Annotated in this window: 27 protein-coding genes and 1 pseudogene; 19 read left to right on the top strand and 9 right to left on the bottom strand. The window is 48.6% G+C overall.

Going from position 1 to position 21,834, the window contains the following annotated elements; translation table 11 throughout:
- The 5 genes from IPL71_RS18130 to IPL71_RS18110 form a co-directional block, all read right to left on the bottom strand.
- The gene (locus IPL71_RS18130; protein ID WP_345324051.1) at positions 1–1,395 is read right to left on the bottom strand and encodes an MBL fold metallo-hydrolase RNA specificity domain-containing protein; all 1,395 of its coding nucleotides are present in this window, start codon (positions 1,393–1,395) and stop codon (positions 1–3) included.
- A complete protein-coding gene (locus IPL71_RS18125) occupies positions 1,385–2,521 on the bottom strand; it encodes a ribonuclease D (RefSeq protein ID WP_345324049.1) in 1,137 nt (378 codons plus the stop codon). The genes IPL71_RS18130 and IPL71_RS18125 overlap by 11 nt, the downstream gene beginning before the upstream one ends.
- Before the next feature lie 74 nt (positions 2,522–2,595).
- Positions 2,596–3,027 (bottom strand): GNAT family N-acetyltransferase, encoded by a 432-nt coding sequence (locus IPL71_RS18120; protein WP_345324047.1) that lies wholly within the window; start codon positions 3,025–3,027, stop codon positions 2,596–2,598.
- Between the two features lie 94 nt (positions 3,028–3,121).
- Complete coding sequence (locus IPL71_RS18115) at positions 3,122–4,030, bottom strand: SPFH domain-containing protein (RefSeq protein ID WP_345324045.1); 909 nt, start codon at positions 4,028–4,030, stop codon at positions 3,122–3,124.
- A 27-nt stretch (positions 4,031–4,057) separates the two neighbouring features.
- Positions 4,058–4,654, bottom strand: coding sequence for an NfeD family protein (locus IPL71_RS18110; RefSeq protein WP_345324043.1), 597 nt, complete (start codon positions 4,652–4,654; stop codon positions 4,058–4,060).
- 137 nt (positions 4,655–4,791) lie between these two features.
- On the opposite strand from IPL71_RS18110, the gene IPL71_RS18105 reads away from it, so the two are divergent.
- The 3 genes from IPL71_RS18105 (at position 4,792) to IPL71_RS18095 (ending at position 7,193) form a co-directional block, all read left to right on the top strand.
- Positions 4,792–6,096, top strand: a complete 1,305-nt coding sequence (locus IPL71_RS18105) for a nucleotide sugar dehydrogenase (protein WP_345324041.1) — start codon at positions 4,792–4,794, stop codon at positions 6,094–6,096.
- 147 nt (positions 6,097–6,243) lie between these two features.
- Complete coding sequence (locus IPL71_RS18100) at positions 6,244–6,951, top strand: hypothetical protein (RefSeq protein WP_345324040.1); 708 nt, start codon at positions 6,244–6,246, stop codon at positions 6,949–6,951.
- Positions 6,948–7,193, top strand: coding sequence for a transthyretin-like family protein (locus IPL71_RS18095; RefSeq protein WP_345324038.1), 246 nt, complete (start codon positions 6,948–6,950; stop codon positions 7,191–7,193). Before IPL71_RS18100 ends, IPL71_RS18095 begins: the two co-directional genes overlap by 4 nt.
- Before the next feature lie 35 nt (positions 7,194–7,228).
- On the opposite strand, the gene IPL71_RS18090 is transcribed toward IPL71_RS18095, so the two are convergent.
- Complete coding sequence (locus IPL71_RS18090; protein ID WP_345324036.1) at positions 7,229–7,921, bottom strand: iron-sulfur cluster-binding protein; 693 nt, start codon at positions 7,919–7,921, stop codon at positions 7,229–7,231.
- 54 nt (positions 7,922–7,975) lie between these two features.
- Between IPL71_RS18090 and IPL71_RS18085 the strand changes: the two genes are divergently transcribed.
- From IPL71_RS18085 to IPL71_RS18020, 14 genes and pseudogenes are all read left to right on the top strand, one after another.
- A complete protein-coding gene (locus IPL71_RS18085; protein ID WP_345324035.1) occupies positions 7,976–8,986 on the top strand; it encodes a prohibitin family protein in 1,011 nt (336 codons plus the stop codon).
- A 92-nt stretch (positions 8,987–9,078) separates the two neighbouring features.
- The gene (selD, locus tag IPL71_RS18080; protein ID WP_345324033.1) at positions 9,079–10,140 is read left to right on the top strand and encodes a selenide, water dikinase SelD; all 1,062 of its coding nucleotides are present in this window, start codon (positions 9,079–9,081) and stop codon (positions 10,138–10,140) included.
- Positions 10,141–10,517: 377 nt separating this feature from the next.
- Positions 10,518–11,804: a hemolysin family protein gene (locus IPL71_RS18075; RefSeq protein ID WP_345324031.1), complete on the top strand. Its 1,287-nt coding sequence runs from the start codon at positions 10,518–10,520 to the stop codon at positions 11,802–11,804.
- Entirely contained in the window at positions 11,801–12,088 is a 288-nt protein-coding gene (locus tag IPL71_RS18070; protein ID WP_345324030.1) for a DUF1330 domain-containing protein, read from the top strand. The genes IPL71_RS18075 and IPL71_RS18070 overlap by 4 nt, the downstream gene beginning before the upstream one ends.
- Positions 12,089–12,136: 48 nt before the next feature.
- Positions 12,137–13,303: a LysM peptidoglycan-binding domain-containing protein gene (locus IPL71_RS18065; RefSeq protein WP_345324028.1), complete on the top strand. Its 1,167-nt coding sequence runs from the start codon at positions 12,137–12,139 to the stop codon at positions 13,301–13,303.
- Positions 13,304–13,486: 183 nt separating this feature from the next.
- Complete coding sequence (locus IPL71_RS18060; RefSeq protein WP_345324026.1) at positions 13,487–13,951, top strand: maleylpyruvate isomerase N-terminal domain-containing protein; 465 nt, start codon at positions 13,487–13,489, stop codon at positions 13,949–13,951.
- A 74-nt stretch (positions 13,952–14,025) separates the two neighbouring features.
- Positions 14,026–14,783 (top strand): annotated as a pseudogene (locus IPL71_RS18055) (class I SAM-dependent methyltransferase).
- An 8-nt stretch (positions 14,784–14,791) separates the two neighbouring features.
- Complete coding sequence (locus IPL71_RS18050) at positions 14,792–15,616, top strand: M55 family metallopeptidase (protein WP_345324024.1); 825 nt, start codon at positions 14,792–14,794, stop codon at positions 15,614–15,616.
- Positions 15,617–15,691: 75 nt separating this feature from the next.
- Complete coding sequence (locus IPL71_RS18045) at positions 15,692–15,883, top strand: hypothetical protein (RefSeq protein ID WP_345324022.1); 192 nt, start codon at positions 15,692–15,694, stop codon at positions 15,881–15,883.
- The gene (locus IPL71_RS18040) at positions 15,884–16,099 is read left to right on the top strand and encodes a hypothetical protein (protein WP_345324021.1); all 216 of its coding nucleotides are present in this window, start codon (positions 15,884–15,886) and stop codon (positions 16,097–16,099) included.
- Positions 16,100–16,156: 57 nt separating this feature from the next.
- On the top strand, positions 16,157–16,540 hold the full coding sequence (locus tag IPL71_RS18035; RefSeq protein WP_345324019.1) for a hypothetical protein: 384 nt from the start codon (positions 16,157–16,159) through the stop codon (positions 16,538–16,540).
- A 1-nt stretch (position 16,541) separates the two neighbouring features.
- A complete protein-coding gene (locus IPL71_RS18030) occupies positions 16,542–17,519 on the top strand; it encodes a class I SAM-dependent methyltransferase (protein WP_345324017.1) in 978 nt (325 codons plus the stop codon).
- An 11-nt stretch (positions 17,520–17,530) separates the two neighbouring features.
- Positions 17,531–17,932: an ACT domain-containing protein gene (locus tag IPL71_RS18025; protein WP_345324015.1), complete on the top strand. Its 402-nt coding sequence runs from the start codon at positions 17,531–17,533 to the stop codon at positions 17,930–17,932.
- Positions 17,922–18,296, top strand: coding sequence for a nuclear transport factor 2 family protein (locus IPL71_RS18020; RefSeq protein ID WP_345324013.1), 375 nt, complete (start codon positions 17,922–17,924; stop codon positions 18,294–18,296). Before IPL71_RS18025 ends, IPL71_RS18020 begins: the two co-directional genes overlap by 11 nt.
- Positions 18,297–18,725: 429 nt before the next feature.
- Here the strand turns inward: IPL71_RS18020 and IPL71_RS18015 are convergent, their stop codons facing one another.
- Positions 18,726–19,481 carry a DUF72 domain-containing protein gene (locus IPL71_RS18015; RefSeq protein WP_345324011.1) on the bottom strand — a complete coding sequence of 252 codons (756 nt, stop codon included), beginning with the start codon at positions 19,479–19,481 and terminating at the stop codon, positions 18,726–18,728.
- A 104-nt stretch (positions 19,482–19,585) separates the two neighbouring features.
- Between IPL71_RS18015 and IPL71_RS18010 the strand changes: the two genes are divergently transcribed.
- Positions 19,586–20,029, top strand: a complete 444-nt coding sequence (locus tag IPL71_RS18010; protein ID WP_345324009.1) for a universal stress protein — start codon at positions 19,586–19,588, stop codon at positions 20,027–20,029.
- Between the two features lie 50 nt (positions 20,030–20,079).
- On the opposite strand, the gene IPL71_RS18005 is transcribed toward IPL71_RS18010, so the two are convergent.
- Positions 20,080–20,613: an LURP-one-related/scramblase family protein gene (locus IPL71_RS18005; protein WP_345324007.1), complete on the bottom strand. Its 534-nt coding sequence runs from the start codon at positions 20,611–20,613 to the stop codon at positions 20,080–20,082.
- A 117-nt stretch (positions 20,614–20,730) separates the two neighbouring features.
- Between IPL71_RS18005 and IPL71_RS18000 the strand changes: the two genes are divergently transcribed.
- Positions 20,731–21,165 (top strand): DUF3592 domain-containing protein, encoded by a 435-nt coding sequence (locus IPL71_RS18000; RefSeq protein WP_345324005.1) that lies wholly within the window; start codon positions 20,731–20,733, stop codon positions 21,163–21,165.
- Between the two features lie 10 nt (positions 21,166–21,175).
- Here IPL71_RS18000 and IPL71_RS17995 read toward each other — a convergent pair whose 3' ends face one another.
- A complete protein-coding gene (locus tag IPL71_RS17995) occupies positions 21,176–21,751 on the bottom strand; it encodes a YdeI/OmpD-associated family protein (protein ID WP_345324003.1) in 576 nt (191 codons plus the stop codon).
- Positions 21,752–21,834 lie beyond the last annotated feature (83 nt).

The following is a 21,834-nucleotide window of genomic DNA, read 5'->3' as shown; positions in this document are numbered from 1 at the left end:
CTACAGATCCACACTCTCGTGCAATTCAGGATAATGCACCTGACTTAATTTTCGTTCGTTCAAAAGACCCTTTAAGGTCATCGCTTGTTTTTCTTCACCGTGAACCAAAAAGATCTGTTTCACAGTATCTTTTACGCCCAGGGCATACTTCATGAGCAGATCCTGCCCCGCGTGACCGGACAACCCGCCGATCGTTGCCACGTCACATTTGCGTTTGTAAACTTCACCGAAAATATTTACCTGCGGCTCACGGTCAGCCAATCTCCGTCCCAACGTATTGGGTGCCTGCCATGAAACGATGCAGATCGTATTCTTTGGATTTTCAATATTATTCTTTATATGATGCACAATGCGGCCGGTTTCCGCCATACCTGAAGCGGAGATAATGACCATAGGCTCTTTGTTCTCATTCAAAGCCTTGGATTCCTCAACCGACTTCACATAAGTCAACATTTTGAAATCCAGCGCGGGGTGACGCGACTCACGCACAAACTTAGCCGTCTCTTCATCAAAACATTCCAGATGACGTTTGAATACTTCGGTGGCATTCACCGCCAGCGGACTATCGACATAGACCGGCACGCGCGGCACTTCGCCATTTTCCATCATCTGATTTAAATAAAACACCAATTCCTGTGAACGCCCCACCGCGAAAGCTGGCACGATCACCTTTCCGCCGCGTTCCACTGTGAGCTTCACAACATTACGAAATTCCGAGTATGCAAGCTCAGGGTTACTATGCGACTTATCGCCATAGGTTGATTCCATGATCATATAATCAACTGCTTCAGGCAAAATAGGATCGCGCAATAAAGGCATTTTGTATCGGCCAATATCACCTGAAAACCAAAAGCGGATCTTTTTGCCTTTCTCTTCAATCTCAAGCGACACACCCGCCGAACCGAGAATATGTCCCGCCTCATAAAAACGCGCGATCACACCCGGAATAGGTTCAAACGCCTCAGCGTAATTCACACCCTTAAACATCCCTGCAACTTCTTCTGCATCATGTTCTGTATACAACGGCTCGATCGGTTCTTCGCCGCGCTGTGCGCGTTTTTTATTAACGAACTCCGCATCTGATTCTTGAATGCGTCCCGAGTCGCGGATCATCAAACTTCCAAGATCAGCAGTCGCACGTGTGGCAAAAATATTTCCTTCATAGCCCTGTTTGGTCAGGTTGGGTAAATTACCCGCGTGGTCAATATGCGCATGTGAAAGGATCACCGCGTCCACTGTTTTTGGGTCATAGCTAAAATTCAAGTTGCGTTCATACGTATCTGCGCGCCTGCCCTGATACAACCCGCAATCCAAAAGTAATTTTGAACCGTTGATCTCCAGCAAATGCTGGCTGCCAGTCACTGTATGCGCCGCACCATGAAAGTTAATTCGCATTTTTTACTCCAAGTACTTTTAGAATCTGCGCGCCATATTTTTCAACACGTGAAGGAGTCTCTTTCATAATGGACGCCAGTTCATTCACATCGTTTGGCGGATTCTCAGCGATCGCAGATAAATAAGGCTTGGGCAGAATGACATCTGACTCGACGCCCATTTCCAACCCGACCTTTTTTCGCCACAACTTCAACTTCTCCAACCGACGCAGGAACGCATCATTCCGCACTTCAACCTGCTTCCGTTCAACCAGCGGAGCCGAAGCCCCGCGCCTGATCGCAGCTAAAACCGAATCCCCCCACAAGCGGATCTGCTTCTCGCTTAATCCTGCCGCAGAAAGATCCACCTTCTGCTCAGGCGGATTCTTGGATAATAAAACGAACACATCATCCATCACCACCTTATACGGCGGACGGTTTAATTTTTCAGCTTCCCTGTCCCGCCACTTGCACAACTGCGCCACGATCGTCAACTCACGCAGATTAAGATCCTTGCGCCCCGCAAATCGTTCCCATGATTCGCTGGTTACCTTTTGTTTCTGCTCTTCCGCCACACAAGCGCGGACAAAATCCTCTTTTGCAAACTCCAGGCGATCGCTTTCCTGTAATTCCTTTTCCAACACATCCCGCAGATCAAAGAGATAGTGTGTATCCAAGCGCGCGTAATGTATCTGCTCTTTTGTCAGCGGGCGCGCGGCCCAATCTGCTTTTTGGTGACGCTTGTCTGTTTGTATTCTAAATTTATCGCCCAGCAGACGATCGAGGCCCACAGCCGGATACCCCAACACACGCGCGGCCTGCATCGTATCGAACAAATTCGAAAATTTGAAATTGAAATCGCGCCGTAAACAGACCAGGTCATATTCTGCGGCGTGAAATATTTTCTCAATGTTCGGGTCGGCGAAAATGGGGGCAAGTCCGCTTAAATCCCTTAAGGCCAGCGGATCCACCAGATAATCCGCGTTGGTTGAAGAAAACTGAATCAGACAAACCTGCTCGCGAAAAGCGTGCAGGCTGTTGGATTCGGTGTCCACTGCCACGCGAGACTGTGTGGCAAGATCATCAATTAATTGTTGTAGTAATTGTTTTGTGTTTACCCAAATAGGCGGAGGCAGAGTTTCAGACATATCGGCTGATTATAAACCTTTCAAGCGTAAGTCGGACATTTGCGCCAAATGCAAATATGGCGCTGTTGAGCCGGTTATGGATTTTCAAGTTCTTTTTCCATCACCATGCCATCTTCACCGTCATTGTAATATTTGCTCCAGATCTCGGTGGTGGCATAGCCTTCTTTTTCATACATGGAGATCGCAACTTGATTCGAGACTCGCACGGTCAAACGGGAACGGGGCACGCCGAGTTTGGCTTCACAGGCACGCAGCAGGGCACGTCCAATGCCGCGTCGCCTAAAGCGAGAATCAACTGCAATGGTGGCGATCCAGCCCCACCCGTTGCTCGGACGCGGGTCTCCGGCCACGAATCCGGCCATTTGGCCGTCTTCCACTGCCTTAAGCCGAATCACCTCAGGAAAAGTCAAAACAGCGATCAGGTCAAATAGGGGCCAGGCGTCTTTATCAAAACTTTCGTTTTCAAGCTTGCGCAGCGCGTTCAGGTCAAAAATGGATGCGGTCATAATTTCCATAACAGGGCGATTGTATCAATAAAAAAGTGGAAAGTGAAATTTTCATTTCATCTTTCCACTTCTCGTTTTTACTTTCTACTTTCTTTTACTTCTTTACGTCCTTGCCAAGGAAATTATCCAACATGCTGGTAAATTCCATCGGGAAGATGAATTTGGTGGATGCGCTTGAGCCAATGGACTTGAGGGTCTCAAAATACTGCAAGGTCATTGTCTTTTGATCTACTGTCTTGGTTGCGGTGTAGATGGCTTCCAAAGCAACAGCAAAACCTTCTGCGCGCAAAGCCTGCGCCGTCTTGTCACCTTCAGCGCGCAAGATGTTGGACTCACGTTCACCTTGAGCAGCCAGGATCGCGGCCTGTTTGGTACCTTCAGCACGATTGATGGCGGCTTCCTGATCGCCCATGGATTCGGTAACAAGCGCGCGGCGAATACGTTCCGCAGACATCTGACGGTTCATCGCATCCTGCACTTCGCGCGGCGGGACAATTTCGCGGATTTCCACATTGGTCACTTTCACACCCCAGCGTTCGGTAACTTCATCCAAACGGGTGCGGAGCATGTTATTAATGTGTTCACGTTCTGAAAGCACGTCATCCAATGGAATACCGCCGATGACAGCGCGCAAGGTGGTTGCCGCAATACCCGCCGCAGCGGTTTCAAAGTTACCTACCTGCAACACTGATTCAGTGGGATCAAGCACCTTGTAATACCACAGAAAGTCAATGGAGATCGGGGCATTGTCTTTTGTGATCGAAGTCTGATGCGGAATTTCACGCACTTGTTCGCGCAAATCCACTTTTACTCCACGATCAATGACAGGGATCAACAGAACAATACCAGGTCCTTTGGCACCTACAGAACGGCCAAGCCGGAATACGACGAGACGTTGATATTCAGGGATGATGCGAATGGCATTGGCAAGAAATACAAAGCCAATGATTAATACCGCTCCCACAAAACAAAATACAGCGCCACCAGTTGCTAAAAAGTCCATATTAATTCTCCTTGTCTTGTTTATTATTTAACTGACTATTTTTTCAACAACGAGGATAAATCCCTCGCGACGAACCACACGAATGGAACTGCCTACAGGAATATCATGCTCACTTTTGGCAGACCACATCTCCCCTGCCACAAACACACTTCCTTCTTCATGGACAATTGACCTGGCCTCACCGGATAATCCGTTCAATGCCGCAAGGTCATGTACCGGGCGCACACCTGCGGCTTGTACAGTTTTTCGCACCACGATCCACAAAAAAACTGAGAGCAGACCCGAAGTTACCAGCGCAATAAATGGATTAACAGCCGGCTTCCAGCCGTCCACTGCAAACATAAAAACTGAACCAATCACCAGCAGCAGAATGGAAAAACCGAGATACAGCTCACGTTTTGGCTTTTGAATGGCATGGATAAACGGAACAATGCTCAAAACAAGAATAATCAATGCCCACCAATTAAAGGACAGGTTATACACTGCGTACCCCGCCAACGCGAGACAAAAGACAGCACCAATTTCAAACAACCCTGTTCCCGGCGTAACGATCGCCATCAAGCCAAGCAAAACACCGCTCAACAAGATCAGGTAAGCAACATTGGGTTCCAGTAAAAATTCCATTTTCGCCTCTATTTGATTATACAACAAGAAGGGTAGGTTTCAATCAATTTACGAGCAGTGCCATAAAAAAGTTGCGCACATTAAGCAGTTTGCTGGTTGTATAATAAGAACGTTAAATCAAACGTATTGGAGTCCCAGTGAAATTTCAAAAAATTTGTGTCATTGGCCTGGGTTATATCGGCCTCCCCACCGCATCCACTTTTGCCGCGCACGGCATCAACGTCCTCGGTGTGGATATCAGTCAGCGCATTATTGACACCCTGAACAAGGGTGAAATCCATATTCACGAACCCGGTTTGCATGAAGAAGTAAAAAAAGCCATTCAATCTGGCAATTTCAAAGCCGCCACAAAACCGGAAGAGGCCGACGCCTTCATTATCGCCGTGCCAACCCCTTTTCAGGAAAATAAATTTGGCGAATACAACGGCATGGCCTATAAACTGGCGGATATGCGCGCTGTGATCTCCGCCGCAGAATCCATTGTCCCATTTTTGCGGAAGGGGAATCTCGTCGTCCTCGAATCGACTTCCCCCCCACGCACCACCGTCGACCTTGTGACTCCCATCCTCGCTCGTTCGGGACTGGAAGCTGGGCGCGACTTCCATTTGGCATATTCTCCCGAAAGAGTTTTGCCCGGACAGATCATGCGCGAACTGATCGAGAATGCGCGCGTCATCGGCGGCGTGACTCCCGAGTCGGCACAAGTCGGGCGCGATCTGTATTCCATCTTCGTCAAAGGACAGATCGTCCAAACTGACGCAACCACCGCAGAAATGGTCAAATTGATGGAAAACACCTACCGCGATGTGAATATCGCCATCGCCAATGAATTCTCACGTCTCGCAAATAAATTCGGCGTGGATGTCTGGGAAGCCATCTCCATTGCCAATTTACATCCGCGCGTAAAGATCCTTAACCCCGGCCCCGGCGTCGGCGGACATTGCATCAGCGTGGATCCGTGGTTCTTCGTTGAAGCCGCTCCAGCGTTAACGCCACTCATCTATCACGCCCGGCAAGTCAATGATGCCCAGCCTCATTTTGTAGTGGAGACGGTTAAACGCGCACTCGGCTCCCTTGAAGGCAAAAAGATCGCAGCGCTCGGCCTGGCCTACAAACCCGATGTGGATGACCTGCGCGAAAGCCCTGCAAATGAAGTTGTACATCTGCTGCAACACGAAGGCGCACTGGTAAAAGCCTGGGAACCTTTCAAACCAGACGCGAATCTGCCGGGCATTCATATGTCTGCTACTTTTGAAGATGCCATCAAAGATGCAGATGCGCTCCTCTTACTGGTAAATCACACGGAATTTGCAAAACTAAACCCCAAAGAGATCGCACAAAAAACAAAAGCCCGCATCCTGATCGATACCGTCAAAGGTTGGAATTATGAAGCGTGGGAAAAAGCCGGGTTTACACTCCTGCGTCTCGGTGTAGGAAAGTAAACCCGTGTAAAAAATTGGTGTTTCCCCCCATTCCACGCTTATACTATCCGTGATAAAAATTTATCAGGCTCATTATTGAAGATAACTATTTGTAATGTCGGGCATATAGATTCTGAGTATAATGAAAAGTATAGAGACAGGATATCCATGATGCTACGCCGATCCATCACATTAATGTTCGTTCTTTGCCTGCTCGGCACAAGCTGGGGATCTGTTTACGCGCAAGCGCCAGAGAACAACAAATATTTTAGCGAAACCGGGCACAATGTCATTGGAGATTTTCTTAAGTTCTACAATAGCAACCCCAATGCCACATTTTTGTATGGATACCCCATCACCGAGGAATTTACCAGCAAAGACGGGAAAAAGGTGCAATATTTTCAGCGCGCCCGTTTTGAATATCGCGCTGATCTGCCCGAAGGGCAGCGTGTACAAGTCACTTCGCTTGGCAGTTTAACCTACATTTCCACCGGACCATTAAATGTGGCAACCAACACATTTGCCTGCCGCAATTACACAGAGACAGGATATACAGTTTGTTTCGCGTTTCTTGAATTCTTTGATAACTATGGCGGCACCGCGCAATTTGGCTACCCAATTTCGCCTTTTGAATATCACGAAAATAAGATCGTGCAATATTTTGAAAAAGCACGTCTTGAATGGCAGCCGTGGAAACCCGAAGGCCAGCGCGTAGTGGTCTCAGATCTGGGCCGTGTCTATTTCGACAAACTTGGCGAAGATATAGGCCTTATCCCGCCTGTCATCGCGCTGGACAATACCCCAAGACCATCAGCAAATTACAGATTCGCGCCTTTGTATGGAAGGCGGTCACTCTGGCAACTGATTCACAATTGATCTTCGTGATCGTGCAAGATCAAAACCAACAACCCGTGGCGAACGCAAGCTGCACATCCATCGTCCACTGGCCGGATGGGCGAAACGAGTCGTTTACGCTCACAACCAATACCAATGGCGTTGGTATGATACCGCTCTCATTCGCCAGCCAGCCCTACGGCAGTTTGATCTACACCGATGTCACCTGTACTTATAACGGCCTAACAGGCAGTACAACAACATCGTTCAGAATTTGGTACTAAAAACATCAGTCCTCTCGCAAGTGCGGGAGGACTTTTTATTTTAATTCGCTCATCTCAAACACCGGGCCGTCTTTACAAGTCATCTTCCATTCGTGGCGGATGGTCAACGCGCAGACGCCGCACTCGGCCAGTGCGCCGCATGGCATGGGAGCGCGGACTAAAACCTGCGCTTCACGCGGACCTTTCGCCTGATTCCCCTCACCAAGCATTTTTCTTAACTGAGGCAGATTCTCACGCCCCACATCCAGTGCGGCAAAATCTGCCCATTGATAAATATCTGACATAGCCTGCAAAGGTTGAATCTCAACTGCTTCGGGCATGTCTTCTAAAATTGTATTGCTGACCAAAACCACTTCTGCACCTTGTTTAAGCGCGATGGAAATTAATCCATGCAGGCGGGCGGGAGATTCGTCAAATGCGATCAGGGCGATCTTGCGCGCAAAGGCCGGGAGGGAGAATCCATGCCCAAGCGGACCGCGCAGATTCAGGCGTGTGCCGGGCATCCACGATAAAGGCAGGAAGGGTGCGGAGCGGAATCCATTCGGTGCTGAGTCGCTGAAGAAAACAGGAACAGCCAGCGGTGCGGATGATCCGCTGGCGTGGGCCAGCAAATATTGTCCGGGGGCGGGAATCAGGTCGGGCGGGCAAATGATCCGCACGCGGGAATCCAAATAAACATCTGTTACTTGCCCTGCACCATTCTTCATAGGAGAAATGTTAACACGCATTGAGAGCCTAAGCAAGCGAGTTATAATCATGAAAATTATGTTTCGGAGGAAACGATGAATATTTCAACTTTACTGCAAGGACTTGCAACCTTTGCCTGGATCGGATTTTTTGGTGTGCTGGTGTTGATCTTTACACGTGCAAGCCGCAACCAACCTGCAAAAGGATTGAGTACGGTTGTGGTTGTTTTGCTGGTTGTGGCGCTTCTTCTCACCACCGTAGGCGCGGGATTGGTCTTCCTGCAAGCCAATGAATACGGCGTGGTGATCTCAGCATTTGCGCCGAATGGCTATCGTGAAGTTGCACTGACCCCGGGCTTGCATTGGATCATTCCGTTTGTTGAGAGTGTGCAAAAATATTCGATTGCGCGGCAAACGTATACGATGTCTTCCACGAGTAGTGAAGGATCTGTGCAAGGCGATGATTCAATTCAGGCGCGCACAAAAGACGGGCAGCAGATCTTTATTGATGCTTCTGTAATTTACGCGGCTGACCCCACACAGTTGATTCAATTACATACAGTTTGGCAGAATCGTTATGAAGAAAATGTTGTGCGCCCGGTTGCGCGCGCGGCGATCCGTAATGCGGTTTCACAATTTGGGGTTGAAGAATTGGTCAGCACGAAACGTGCCGAGTTGGAACAGGCGATCCGTGAAGAAATTGAGACAAAACTCAAAGCCAATAACATTATCATGTCTGATTTTCTGATGCGCAATATCCGCTTTAGCGATGAATATGCCGCAGCGGTTGAACAAAAGCAGGTTGCAGAACAACAAGCGCAGCAAGCCAAGTTTGTTGTGGAATCAAAGAAGCAGGAAGCCGAGCAGGCGCGTCAGATCGCACAAGGTCAAGCGGATGCGGCGGTCATTGCAGCACAAGGCGCAGCGGAAGCACGTTTGATCCAGGCCAAGGCCGAAGCCGAAGCCAATCAATTGCTCTCGCAATCTCTGACGCCTGCGTTGGTGCAATATCAATATATTTTGAAACTCGCACCCGGCGTGCAGACCATCTTTATCCCAAGCGGTAATCAATTCATTTTGCCGCTGCCTGACACAACTACACCTTAATTCGTAAAAAACTTCGGAAGTCTTTTTGAGTCGATTTATAATCCGGCTCTGTGTAAAGGCTTCCGAAGTTTATTTTTTATAAAGGAAATGCAATGCCGATTCCTCAAACTGGACGCGAAATCCGCCTGACCACGCTTTCGGCGTGTGCTGGCTGAGCGTCTAAACTAAGCGCCGATGCGCTGACGCAGGTTCTGCGTCCTATCAAAGATATTTTTGATCCCGCCTCGTATCCGGACCTGTTAGTGGGTCTTGACTCTCCGGATGACGCGGCCGTTTGGCGTTTAAGCGAAGACAAGGCGATCGTAGTCACGACAGATTTTTTCACACCCGTTGTTGATACACCATATGAATACGGCTCGATCGCGGCGGCAAATAGTTTGTCAGATGTATATGCAATGGGCGGGACTCCCTTCCTTGCATTGAACATTGCGGCGTTACCAGACCACCTCCCCCCGGAAGTATCCAGTGAGATATTACGCGGCGGTGCGGAAAAAGCACGCGAAGCAGGTGTTGTGATCGCAGGCGGGCACACGGTCAAAGATAAGGAACCAAAATACGGCTTGGTAGTGATCGGGTTTATTGATCCGCGCAATATGATGAGCAAAGGCGGGTTGAAAGCGGGCGACGTATTGGTGTTGACAAAACCTTTGGGCGGCGGCGTGACCACCACCGCACTCAAACAAGAGAAAGCATCGGAAAGCGACGTGAAAGAAGCCATCGAGTGGATGTCACGTTTGAACAAGACCGCAGGACTGCTCGCACAGGAATTTAATCTGCGCGGCGGGACGGATATCACCGGCTTCGGCTTTCTCGGCCACAGCATGGAAATGGCACAGGCTTCGGGTGTATCCCTGCACATTGAATATGGAAAACTTCCCTTTTTGAGCGGTGCGCACGGTTATGCCGAACAGGGCATCTTCCCAGGCGGCGCCTTTGATAACAAAGCGCATGTGGATACTTTTGTTAAATTCGATGCCAGCCTTGGCGAACCCGCAGAAATGTTGCTCTTTGATCCACAAACCAGCGGCGGATTACTGCTCGGGGTGCCGCAAGATAAATTAGCAGCCTTCGAGGCACGCGCAAAAGAATTGGGGCAGCCAATTTGGGCGGTCGGCAAAGTCCACTCGGGACAAGGGATCGAGGTACAGCCGTAATGTTTCGCATTGGTGTGTTAGAGTTAACTCTCACCTGCGGATTGCTACTGCTTGTACTCGTGATCCCGTGGATGATCACAAAATTTTACACACGGGTAGATCGGCGTTTGGAAAATATTGAAAAGAAAATCGATAAGAAGTAACTTTCAGGTACAATAAGGGCCGAAAACTGTTTTGTAATAAATACTATGTCAGAAATCCCTACAGAGCCTGATTCAGGTTTTCCTCCAGATACAAATCGTTCATCCCAATTGACGAGAGATTTTTCCTGCCGTGAATCGAGTTTCACGGCATATAGTTTTAATCCTGCATAATATATTTTTAACTTTTAGATTAATTTAATTAAGGAAACCATGAGCATTGCAAATGAGATAATAATGATTTTTATTCTGATATTGGTGAACGCCCTTCTTGCCATGTCAGAAGCCGCGCTGGTTGCTTCACGCAAGGCACGTCTGCAACAACAGGCAGGCGAAGGCAATAAATCATCAGCATTAGCCCTCAAACTGATCGAAGACCCAAATATTTTTCTCTCCACAGTCCAGATTGGAATCACCCTGATCGGGGTTCTGGCTGGTGCGGTCGGCGGCGCAACCATCGCAGAATCATTAGGAAAGGCATTGCAAAATGTTCCCTACATCGGTGTCTATAGCACTTCGATTGCGCTGGGAATTGTAGTTATATCCATTACGGTCCTAACCATCTGGCTGGGTGAATTGGTACCCAAAAGACTCGGGCTTAATAGCCCGGAAAAAATTGCCCAGGTTGTCGCCGGGCCGATGCTTTTCCTCTCAAGAATTTTTTCTCCATTCATTAAACTTATGAGTCTGGCAACAAATTTTGTTCTGCGCCTGTTTGGTGTCAATGCTTCCTCTGAACCACCCATTACAGAAGAGGAACTCCAAATGCTGATCAGCCAGGGAACACAGGCGGGAGTCTTTCAGGAAGCCGAACAGGATATGGTCGAGGGGATTTTCAGCCTCGGCGATTCACGCGTCTATTCGCTGATGACTCCGCGCACGGACCTGGTCTGGCTGGATGTCGCTGATTCCATCGAAGAGATCCGCGAAAAAATTGCCGATTGTCCTTATTCACGGTTTCCCGTTAGACAGGATTCGCTTGAAACGATTGTCGGCATTGTAAAATCCCGCGATCTTTTGGTGGAGAGTTTATCCGGCAAGGATATCGAACTAAAAGCCCTGCTTAAGCCGGCTTACTTTATTCCTGAAACCATGTTCGCTTCGCGCGCACTCGAACTCTTTAAAGAAAAGAATACCGAACTCCTGCTGGTCGTGGATGAATTTGGCGGCCTGCAGGGACTGTTAACCATCAACGATATTTTGGAAGAAATCGTCGGCGCGATGGAATTCGAGGAACCGCAAGCCACCCAAAGACAGGATGGTTCGTGGCTGTTGGACGGCATGTTGGAAGTGGATGAATTCAAGGAACTCTTTGACTTTAAGCTGCTCCCGCACGAAGATGAGTATGAAACATTAAGCGGCTTCATCATGACCCTGCTCGGACGCGTACCTCAAGCCGCTGAAAATTTTGAATGGAACGGGTATCGCTTTGAAGTAATGGATATGGATGGCCGCCGCGTGGACAAAGTGCTGGTCACAACGCTGCCCAAAATCATCCCGGCAGAAACAAAGGATAAATCATGACCGCATACGTGATCGTAGATATTGAAGTACTTGACCCTGAAGGGTACAAGGAATATGTCAAATTGGCGCCTGAGGCGGTGAAGTTGTATGGCGGGAAATACATCGCACGCGGCGGACCAAACGAAACATTGGAAGGCGACTGGCAGGCAAAACGTCTCGTGATCCTTGAATTTCCCTCGGTCGAACAAGCCAAAAACTGGGTAAATTCACCCGAATATGCGCCGGCCCGCGCATTGCGTCATCAATACGCGCGAACAAACATGGTAGTCGTAGAGGGAACGTAGAAAGCCCCAAAAGTTCCAAATTAAAAATCAAGGTATAATTTTTACAGTATGAGCCTAGAAACCAACTCCAGTAAAACAAAAGTCTGCCCCACTTGCGGAACACGTTTAAGTGAAAGCGCAACGCGCTGCCTTGTATGCGGCACAGAGTTCAACGCAAAGCCTGAACCCAAAGCAGCAAAAAAAGTGGAAAAATCGGTGCAAGCCAGCCGTATGCCTGTGGTCACATTAAGCCTGCCCGCCGCAGTCGGCATCGTTGCAGTCGTGATCGTTGTCGCCGCTGTCATTGTATTTTTCCTATTACGAGCCAGAGCGCCAGAGGGAACTTTCGACCCTGCAATAACCCCCACCCCATCAGAAACACCAACGGCTACATTGCCAGCCACAGCCACCATCCCACCGACAGACGTTCCTACCGCAACTCTTCAACCTCCTTTTGATTACACGGTTGCCGCAGGCGATGGCACTTGTTCACAGATCGCATATACTTTTGGCATCTCTGTTCAAAGCATCATCATTACAAATAACCTGGCTTCCAGTTGCCCGATCAGCGTCGGGCAAGTGCTAAAGATTCCCTATCCAACCCCCACGATTGCCCCTGCCGCAACCAATACCCCGCTGCCAGTAGACGCGACCAAACAATCCTGCGAAACTGTGCCGATCACCGTCCAGGATGGCGACACCCTCTCCAGCATTTCTTTAAACTATGCAGTTCCAATGGACGCTATTAAAGAATTTAATGGATTAACCACCGACAACGTGTTTGTGGGAGCGAACTTACTCATCCCGCTCTGTTTCCGCGCTGCCACTCCCGGAGCTACTCCCACGGCGACTATTCCGCCTCCCTACCCCGCCCCGAACCTGCTTCTGCCTGCGGACGGAGCAGCCTTCACCCTGGCAAATGACGTGGTGACCCTGCAATGGGCATCCGTGGGTACATTACGCGATGGCGAGGCATACCAGATCACAGTTGAAGATATTACCGCCAGTCAGACCCGCCGCCTGACCGATTACGTGACCGACACGAAATACATTGTGCCCACATCCTACCGTCCGAAAGACAATGTAGCGCATATTCTGCGCTGGTGGATCACCCCAGTCCGGCAGGCTGGCACAGATGATCAGGGCCAGCCGATATGGGCAGCCTCGGGCGCAGTCAGTGACAAGCGCGACTTCTCATGGGTCGGAATCGCCGTCGAAGGCACGCCTAATCCCTAATATACAAAAATCCGCGCCTGCTTTGCAGGCGCGGATTTTTTATTTAATAACGTGAACAGCCTCTCCATGCGGCGATTAAATTACTTACAAGAATATTAACTTTTCTTACACCCGATCATCCGGGTGTAAAATTTTGTTTATAGCACGCGTCTCTATTTCACAAATCAAAATAAGGAAAACAAAATGGGAAAACGCGAAGAAATTCTGAAATCTCTTGAAAGTTCACACACCGTCATGATGGCGCAATTGAACGAAATTGATAAAAACCGCAAGATCTATCCCTTATGGACAATCCGTGAGATCGTTGCGCATCTTTCCGGCTGGGACGATGCCGCAATTGGTTTTGTCAACGCCCTGCTTAAAGGGGAAACTCCGCCTACGCCTGCCATGCGCGGCACAACAGTTTACAACGATGAAACGGTCAGCACGCGTGAAGGATTAAGTTATGACCTCATCGTGCGTGAATATGTGGATACCCGCGCCAAATTGATCGCACTAACACGGCAGGTAACGGAAGAAATGGTCGTGCAAAAATCCACTTTGCCGTGGGGCGAGGCAGGTTCATTGGAGGATATTTTCTGGGTATTTGGCCCGCATGAATTGGAACATGCAAACGATGTGAAAAAGATCATCAAGGAAAACAAGTAAGTCAAATAACCTTTTATAATATCGGAAGTCTTTCATGACTTCCGATATTATTTTTAGACTCAAGAGGAAATTAAATGGATATTCGAGCATACAACCGTGAGGCTTGGGATCGTCAGGTTCAGTCAGGCACAAACCCGTGGACAGTTCCCGTATCACCAGAATTAATTGCCCGTGCGCGGACTGGAGATTGGTCGATCGTGTTAACTGAGAACAAGCCGGTACCGCGTGAGTGGTTCCCGCCCATGCCGGGGCTGAAAGTCCTCGGGCTGGCTTGCGGCGGTGGTCAGCAGGGACCGATCATGGCGGCGGCTGGCGCAGAAGTGACCATCTTCGACAACTCCCCCGCCCAACTGGCGCGTGACCGTGAAGTAGCGGAGCGTGAAGGCTTAACCATCCGCACGGTGGAAGGTGATATGCGCGACCTTTCTGTATTCGCAGATGAAAGTTTTGATTTCATCTTTCATCCGGTATCCAATTTATTTATCCATGAGATCAGGCCGGTCTGGAAGGAAGCGTATCGCGTATTACGTCACGGCGGAAGTATGCTGGCGGGCTTTATAATCCTTTATTTTATCTTTCGATTTTGATGATTTGGATAATGGAATTCTTAACGTCACGCAAAAATCCATTTTCGGATATAGAAACCTATGGAATGGAACGCCTGCTTAAGGAAAACCGTCCCGCAGAATTCGGCCACTCGTTGACCGACCAGTTGGGAGGTCAGATGGATGCGGGGTTTTCAATCATCGGGATGTATGAAGATCATCATAATGGTCTACGGATCAGCGAATATATCGAAACTTACATGGCAACTCGTGCCATAAAATCATAGGAGCAGCAATGAAAATTTTAATCGCAGCAGACATGGAAGGAATCACAGGCGTGGTACATTGGGATCAGGTGAATCCAAATCACGCTGAGTATTCCCGCTTTCGCAAATTGATGACCGAGGATGTGAACGCCGCCATTCGTGGAGCGTTCGCTGGCGGCGCGTCATCTGTGGCAGTGACGGATGGTCACAACAACGGCAGGAATATTTTGATCGAGGAATTGGATTCGCGCGCCACGTTAAATTCCGGATCGCCTTCGCCGCTTTCAATGGTGCATGGCGTGGATGAAGATGTGGATGGCGTGATGTTCGTTGGATATCACGGACGCATGGGTGCGGTTAACGCAATTCTCGATCATACCTGGTCTGATGAACGTGTCTCCGGTTTGTGGATCAATGATCGGGCGTTTGGTGAAGCGGGCTTGAATGGTGCAGTCTGTGGACATTTCAATGTTCCCATCATCATGGCTTCAGGCGACCAGACTCTGTGCGCAGAAGTTCAGGATTTTTTCGGCAACAAAATTGAAGTGGCGCAGGTCAAGAAAGCAGTCAGCCGTATGTCTGCGGAGTGTTTACCGCCCGCCGCGACCGCGAGTTTAATTGAAGAAGTTGCCAAACGCGCTGTACTTAATTTGAAAACTAAAAAAGCGCCGAAGCCATTCAAGGTGACCAAACCGATCAAGATGACTTTGGAATTTATCCAATCAGACATGGCAGACCGTGCCGCGTTGATGCCCCATGCCAAACGGACAACTGACCGCCGCGTGGATTACGTTGCTGATGACATGGTCACGATCTATCTCGCGTTTCGGACGATGCTTGCGCTGGCAAGGTAGAGGAAAAGTAAACGGGTAGAGAAGTAAACAAGTAGATATGTAAATATGTAAACAGTATGATTATTCAGGAGAAATATGAATTCAACCGTAAAAACTATTCTTAAAATTTTCGCCGTTCTGCTTATGCTCTCCGGCATCATTTGGGCCTTGCAGGGACTTAATATTTTACCGGGCACATTTATGCGCGGCGATCCGCAGTGGATCACCAACGGCGCAATCACGGCTTTGATCGGCGCAGGGCTGTTCTGGTTTACAAATCGAAAATAAATGAACGAAGAAATCGAAATAAATGACCGTGTAAAAATCTATCTGGATTCGAAATTTGGAGACCGCGAAGGCTGGTATGAAGGCGTGGTCTTCAAAGTCGATCCGTACTCAGAACACCGCAGTTTTTACTGGGTGGAATTAAATGCGGATGCGCAGTCAATTTTGGGCACCAGGCAAATCTCCGTGTTCAATGTGAAGAACATAAAAAAGATATAAAGACGCTCTTACAGTTCTCAAAGTTAGAGACTTTTCATAATACGATACAATCAATTCATGACAATTTCTCCATCTTTTATTTCCTCTATCCACGGATGCGCTGAAACAGAGAAAGGCATGGCAACCCGCAGCCTGATCTTTAATCCAGACGAAATAAAGATTAGCACTGAAGGTCATTCCATCAAATTCCATCACGCGCTAAACCATCAATGCTGCCGCAAAGCGGACTTAAGTCACGCCATCGCAGACAACCGCATCATGATCTACGAAACATGGAGCGGAGAAGGCTGCCGCTGTATGTGCTTCTCAGAGTTGGATGCCACACTCACCGGCCTGCCGCCCGGAGAATATACTGTGCAGATCATCGAACGCGGCACATCCTCACTCGGCGAAGCCATGCCGGAAAAAATAATCAATGAAGTAAAAATACAAATGGATTAACATGACAAACTCACTCACTTCCCTGCTTGAAAAAGCCCTCACCTCACGTGCCTCATTAATCGACCCCAAACATGAAACCGCCTTCCGTCTCTTCAACGGATTCAGTGAAGGCTGTCCCGATCTTGTGATCGATATTTATGCATCCACGGCTGTCGTTCACAACTACGCCAATGATCCCGAACAGGGCCCACTGCTCGTTCAGGAAGCGCAACAATTCCTGACCACTTCCCTGCCCTGGCTGCGTGCAGGAATTATCAAAACACGCAACGGCGCAACACACGAAGACAAATGCGGAAAAATTTTATTCGGCACAGAAGTAGATCGCAAAATAAAAGAACACGACATCTGGTATGCCATCAACTTAACATTGAATAGAGACTCAAGCCTGTATCTCGATACCCGCAACCTGCGCAAGTGGCTGCTCGAAAATCTAAAAGACAAATCAGTGATGAACACCTTCGCCTACACCGGCAGCTTCGGCGTCGCTGCGCGCAAAGGCGGAGCAAGTCAGGTCGTGCAAATTGATCTAAGCCGTGATTTCCTTAATCTCGCAAAAGATTCCTACACCCTTAACGGCCTGCCCATTCAAAAGGGAAGTTTCATTCCACGCGATTTCTTTGAGCAGGTTGGCAACATGAAACGCGAAAAGAAATTCTTTGACTGTGTCATCATTGACCCGCCGTTCTTCTCGACCACCACCAAAGGCAAAGTGGATCAGGAACATGAAAGCGCGCGGCTCATTAACAAAGTCCGTCCATTGATCAATGATGGCGGTTATTTGGTTGCGATCAACAACGCGCTCTTCGTCAGCGGGCAGGAATACATGCAAACGCTCGAAGCCTTATGCAAAGACGGCTACCTGCAAATCAGGAGATCATCCCCGTGCCCGAAGATTTCACAGGCTATAACATCGTTGGCACACCGATCACTGATCCCGCTCCGTTCAACCATTCGACCAAGATCGCCATTCTGGATGTAAAACGCAAATAAATGTCCGGCGAAACCGATCTGCGCAAATTGATTCAAGGCATGAAACCCGAGCTCAATCCGGGTGAGTATGTTTATTGTCTTGCTGAGTCAAAAGAACATGCACTGTCTCTTGATCCATTATTTTATTTTCTTGAAAAAGAAGGCGTGACTGTAATTCTACAAAAGGAAAAAGCGGACTCAATGGGCATTCCCTACCCGATGACATGCGCCTGGATCACACTCACGGTTCATTCTTCGCTCGAAGCTGTTGGCCTGACTGCGGCAGTTTCCCGGTCTCTGACAGATGCGGGCATTAGCTGCAATATAGTGGCGGCGTTTTATCACGATCATATTTTTATCCCCGTGAAAGATGCGGACCGTGCCATGAGAGTTTTACTGGAATTAACAAAACATGACCAATAAACAAATCCTTGAGCAATTTTGGAAGACCATGGCAACCAACGATTTTTACGCCGTGGGCCAACTTCTGCACGATGACTATATTCTGGAATGGCCGCAATCCTGTGAGCGGATTCACGGGCGCGAAAATTTCTCGGCGCTCAACACAGCCTATCCCGCCGCCGGCCAGTGGACATTCAACCTTAATCACATCGCTGAAGATGGCGAGCTGGTTGTGACGGATGTCAGTGTTTCAGATGGGAAGCTTAAAGATCGCTGTATTACTTTTTCCACTGTTCGTGATGGAAAAATATGGAAGCAGATCGAATTCTGGCCTGGCTCTTTTGAGGCGCCCACCTGGCGCGCGCAGTGGGTGGAAAAAATTTAGAGGCTATTTATTATCCTGTAGGTGGTGGTCAAAAAAAACAGATCTATTAACTGTCAGCTTACGCGGTAACAATCCCGAAGGGATGGCAAGATTATAGATTGGGGCGCAGAATCCACAAATCCCGAAGGGATGACATCATACCTCTGAACGACCATGACACTCCTTCAGGGTTTTGAAATTTTTTCATATTGGAGCTAGAATCATTCCACTCCTTCGGAGTTGTATTTGCATAATGTGAGTTATTCACTTAGGAAACAGTATTCGTCTTTGATATATATAGACTGAAGTCCGCACTCCGATTTTGATTAAAACAAAGTTGGTTGTTCTGGAAGGTCAGGTTTGATTTCATCCCACGGTAACGGCGGGATGTTTATTTTTAAAGCGATGCGGCGCTGAAATTCACGGCAGATATCGGGGGCGATCATGTTGTCAGGCGAGTGACAGAAGATGAAGACATCTACATTTTGCTGCATCTGCGGGACGAGATAATCCACCCACTCGGCGACCAGCTCCAAGGTTATGGTCAAGATCCGGGTGACCGATGAAACGCAGAAAAATAAATTCGGTGGTGCGTTCCAAGAAGACAGGGACATCCGGTTTACGTTCACGCGCTTCAAGCAGACTTTCATAGGAGCGGCCCGCAGTGGATGCGTCACCTTGTAAATTACGGATCGGGCGGGTATCGATCACGACGCGTGCCATGTTGTGACTCGTAAGCAGTTGATTCAACGAGTCGCGATGCGGGGCGTCGAACCAATCCAAATGGCGGACTTCCACACCGAGTCGAATTTCCTTTGGCCAGGCTGCAAGAAAAGTGGCAAGATCATCCAACAGGCGCGGCGAATAACTGGGGGGCAGTTGCAGGAACATCGGTCCAAGACGCGATGCGAGAGGGCGCATGACCTCAACAAAATGCAGGGCGCGATCCACATACTCCGTCAACTTCCCATTGTGACTGATGGCCTTGGGAATCTTCGGACAGAAGCGGAAGGTCTCGGGCGTTTGTTCGATCCACGCTTCGATGGTTTTGGATGCGGGCACGGCATAGAAAGTGGTGTTGCCTTCGATGGTGGTCAGGCGGCTGGAATATTCGCGCAAAAAGTCAGTGGACTTTGTGCCTTTGGGGTAGAAGTTTCCGACCCAGCCTTTGAAAGACCAAACAGGACAGCCAAGATAGATGCTCATGCGGATATTATACGATGTGCTGATTATCACTTGTAAATGGATTTTTTTCGTGCTACTGTGAAGTTAAGCTTGTTCGAAGGTTCTTCCAAACAAGGAGATGCAACATGTATAAGAAAATTTTAGTTCCACTGGATGGTTCGCCGCTGGCGGAGGCAGTTCTGCCCCATGCGCAGGCGCTGGCAAAATCTGAAGGCGCGGAGATCGTGCTTTTGAGCGTGCCAGTTACACCGAATTTGGAAATGCTCTCGCGAAATCCGGGATTGGCAAGCAGGATCATTGAAGAAACTGAAAAGGAAACGGAAGCCTATCTGGAGGCCGAGGTAGCCAAACTCTCGCAGGATGGCACCAAGGTGACAAGTGTTATGCGTGAGGGGCCGATCCCCGAGATCATTCTGGCGGTCGCGGACGAGATGCATATTGATGTGATCACCATGTCTACGCATGGACGCTCGGGCATTCAACGCTGGTTGATGGGCAGTGTGGCCGATAGAGTTGTGAATCACGCGCACATTCCGGTCATGTTGATCCACCCGATCAGTAAGAACTAGAATTAATAAAAAAACTCCGAAGCCAAATGCTTCGGAGGAGTTTTTTATTTCTATCTGTCCTCTTTTTCTTTTCCGTCCTTCTTCTTCTTTTTCTTATCATCACCGTGTGCCATCATATCAACGGCAACTGCCACAGCCAGAATCAAAATGTCATTCTGGCCGGATCTGACTTCCACGCCGTAGGTATCTGTGATGCTGAACCATTTCTTTGAAATTTCGGCAACTTTATCGCGTCCCTGCTTGACCGTGTATTCATGGTCGAGGATATTGCCCTGCACAACGAGATCAGAACCGTTCTTAACTTTCACATCCCATTTGTCACGCAGCGGAGCGATGAGCGCCTTTTTAATAACGGCCAAGTCCTTGCCATCTGCATCTTCAATGACCATCGTATCTTTGATGGTCAACAGGCGTTCTTGAATTTGAGCAAGTTTTTTCCCCTTGGCATCTTCCAGCACAAGCGTCTTGCGGATGCGCAGCACTTTGCCATCTACTTTGTAGACCTTTTTGCCTTCTTCATTTTCGATCCAGAAATCATCTCCGATGGAGATCAGGTTTTGACGTATTTTATAACGGGTGCTCATGGCGGTTTCCTTTTTGAGTTGGGTAAAATCTTCATTTCAGTATAATCCAAACGGGAAGATGCGATGAAAGACCTGTTATATTATGGATACAATTTATTCTCACGGAGGAAATTTCCCATGCCTTATGCTTTTGCCACCTTATTATTCCTGCTCAGTTTGGCGACCGGGATTCCTGCCATCCCCCAGCTTTTGCGGATGCGAAACATTAAACAAAACGGGGTGCCCACGACAGGTCTGGTCCATCTGGACGGTGGTCCAACCGGCGGGTTGATGACATCATTCCTGGGCAAGGTCAACTACCCACAAATCTTTTTTCGGACTCCGGATGATAAAGAGTATATTTTTGAGATCGTCGATAGCAGCAACTTCAAAATGTATCGATATAAATCAGGCGAATCAATTGATGTTGTTTACGATAAAAACGCGCCGTCGTTCGCCTATGCAAAAAGAGAATGGGATAACGCGGTGCGCGATCTTTGGATGTGCGGCGCGGAATTACTGGCCGCGATCATTCTTTGGAACATCGGCCTCGCGCTAAAAATACCGATCTAGTCCCATTGCATTAAAACGTCTCCCCTCTTTCCAACATTTCCACAAACTGGCGGATGCGTTTCTCGCGCGTCTCGGCTTTCTTCGCCGTTTCAATTCTAAATAAAAACGAATAGCGTCTCCCGCTCGTCAGGGATTCAAAAAAGGATTTCGCCTTCCTGTTCCCCTCCAACGCGGACTGAAAATCTGCGGGCACGGAAATATTCTTTGACGATGCATACGCGGCATCCCAACGTCCATCCTGTTTCGCCGCTTCAACCGCTTTCAACCCTGACGGTTTCATCTCGCCACTCGCGATCAGATTCGCCACTTTCTCAGTATTGATCTTTGACCAGATACTCTTCGCTCTGCGCGGAGTGAATCTCTGTAGAAAATATTTTTCGTCAAAACTCAGCTTCTGACCGTCGATCCAGCCATAACACAAAGCCACGTCCAAAGCCTCGTGATATGTGACTGAAGGAATCCCCGCTCCTTTCTTGGCAAGCTTCATCCACACCCCCGCAGACTTGTCATGCTGTTTCGCCAGCCAGTCTGCAAATTTCTTTTTCGATTCAAACGGTAAAACGGGAAGGTCGGTCGGTTCTGTCATGAACAGTATTTTAGCATTGAGTTGAGATTAGGGAATATATGGAAGATGGAGCTGAGATTGTGGCGGTATAATGCCTCATCGAA

Origin of the sequence: Candidatus Villigracilis proximus (assembly GCF_016717045.1) — a bacterium.
In the GTDB taxonomy this organism is placed as follows: Bacteria; Chloroflexota; Anaerolineae; order Anaerolineales; family Villigracilaceae; genus Villigracilis; species Villigracilis proximus.
The sequence above is the reverse complement of the archived record's forward strand: the minus strand, read 5'-3'. Positions and strand labels throughout refer to the sequence as shown.

Excerpts from the sequence above, each read along its gene's own strand:
- IPL71_RS18110 (WP_345324043.1), bottom strand. The coding sequence starts at position 4,654 with ATGGAATTTTTACTGGAACCCAATGTTGCTTACCTGATCTTGTTGAGC.
- IPL71_RS18125 (WP_345324049.1), bottom strand. The coding sequence starts at position 2,521 with ATGTCTGAAACTCTGCCTCCGCCTATTTGGGTAAACACAAAACAATTA.
- IPL71_RS18025 (WP_345324015.1), top strand. The coding sequence starts at position 17,531 with ATGTCCGGCGAAACCGATCTGCGCAAATTGATTCAAGGCATGAAACCC.
- IPL71_RS18020 (WP_345324013.1), top strand. The coding sequence starts at position 17,922 with ATGACCAATAAACAAATCCTTGAGCAATTTTGGAAGACCATGGCAACC.
- IPL71_RS18000 (WP_345324005.1), top strand. The coding sequence starts at position 20,731 with ATGCCTTATGCTTTTGCCACCTTATTATTCCTGCTCAGTTTGGCGACC.
- IPL71_RS18045 (WP_345324022.1), top strand. The coding sequence starts at position 15,692 with ATGAATTCAACCGTAAAAACTATTCTTAAAATTTTCGCCGTTCTGCTT.
- IPL71_RS18010 (WP_345324009.1), top strand. The coding sequence starts at position 19,586 with ATGTATAAGAAAATTTTAGTTCCACTGGATGGTTCGCCGCTGGCGGAG.
- IPL71_RS18130 (WP_345324051.1), bottom strand. The coding sequence starts at position 1,395 with ATGCGAATTAACTTTCATGGTGCGGCGCATACAGTGACTGGCAGCCAG.
- IPL71_RS18115 (WP_345324045.1), bottom strand. The coding sequence starts at position 4,030 with ATGGACTTTTTAGCAACTGGTGGCGCTGTATTTTGTTTTGTGGGAGCG.
- IPL71_RS18005 (WP_345324007.1), bottom strand. The coding sequence starts at position 20,613 with ATGAGCACCCGTTATAAAATACGTCAAAACCTGATCTCCATCGGAGAT.
- IPL71_RS18090 (WP_345324036.1), bottom strand. The coding sequence starts at position 7,921 with ATGCGTGTTAACATTTCTCCTATGAAGAATGGTGCAGGGCAAGTAACA.
- IPL71_RS18100 (WP_345324040.1), top strand. The coding sequence starts at position 6,244 with ATGATGCTACGCCGATCCATCACATTAATGTTCGTTCTTTGCCTGCTC.
- IPL71_RS18120 (WP_345324047.1), bottom strand. The coding sequence starts at position 3,027 with ATGACCGCATCCATTTTTGACCTGAACGCGCTGCGCAAGCTTGAAAAC.
- IPL71_RS18060 (WP_345324026.1), top strand. The coding sequence starts at position 13,487 with ATGGGAAAACGCGAAGAAATTCTGAAATCTCTTGAAAGTTCACACACC.
- IPL71_RS18030 (WP_345324017.1), top strand. The coding sequence starts at position 16,542 with ATGACAAACTCACTCACTTCCCTGCTTGAAAAAGCCCTCACCTCACGT.
- IPL71_RS18085 (WP_345324035.1), top strand. The coding sequence starts at position 7,976 with ATGAATATTTCAACTTTACTGCAAGGACTTGCAACCTTTGCCTGGATC.
- IPL71_RS18040 (WP_345324021.1), top strand. The coding sequence starts at position 15,884 with ATGAACGAAGAAATCGAAATAAATGACCGTGTAAAAATCTATCTGGAT.
- IPL71_RS18035 (WP_345324019.1), top strand. The coding sequence starts at position 16,157 with ATGACAATTTCTCCATCTTTTATTTCCTCTATCCACGGATGCGCTGAA.
- IPL71_RS18075 (WP_345324031.1), top strand. The coding sequence starts at position 10,518 with ATGATTTTTATTCTGATATTGGTGAACGCCCTTCTTGCCATGTCAGAA.
- IPL71_RS18050 (WP_345324024.1), top strand. The coding sequence starts at position 14,792 with ATGAAAATTTTAATCGCAGCAGACATGGAAGGAATCACAGGCGTGGTA.
- IPL71_RS18015 (WP_345324011.1), bottom strand. The coding sequence starts at position 19,481 with ATGAGCATCTATCTTGGCTGTCCTGTTTGGTCTTTCAAAGGCTGGGTC.
- IPL71_RS18065 (WP_345324028.1), top strand. The coding sequence starts at position 12,137 with ATGAGCCTAGAAACCAACTCCAGTAAAACAAAAGTCTGCCCCACTTGC.
- IPL71_RS18070 (WP_345324030.1), top strand. The coding sequence starts at position 11,801 with ATGACCGCATACGTGATCGTAGATATTGAAGTACTTGACCCTGAAGGG.
- IPL71_RS17995 (WP_345324003.1), bottom strand. The coding sequence starts at position 21,751 with ATGACAGAACCGACCGACCTTCCCGTTTTACCGTTTGAATCGAAAAAG.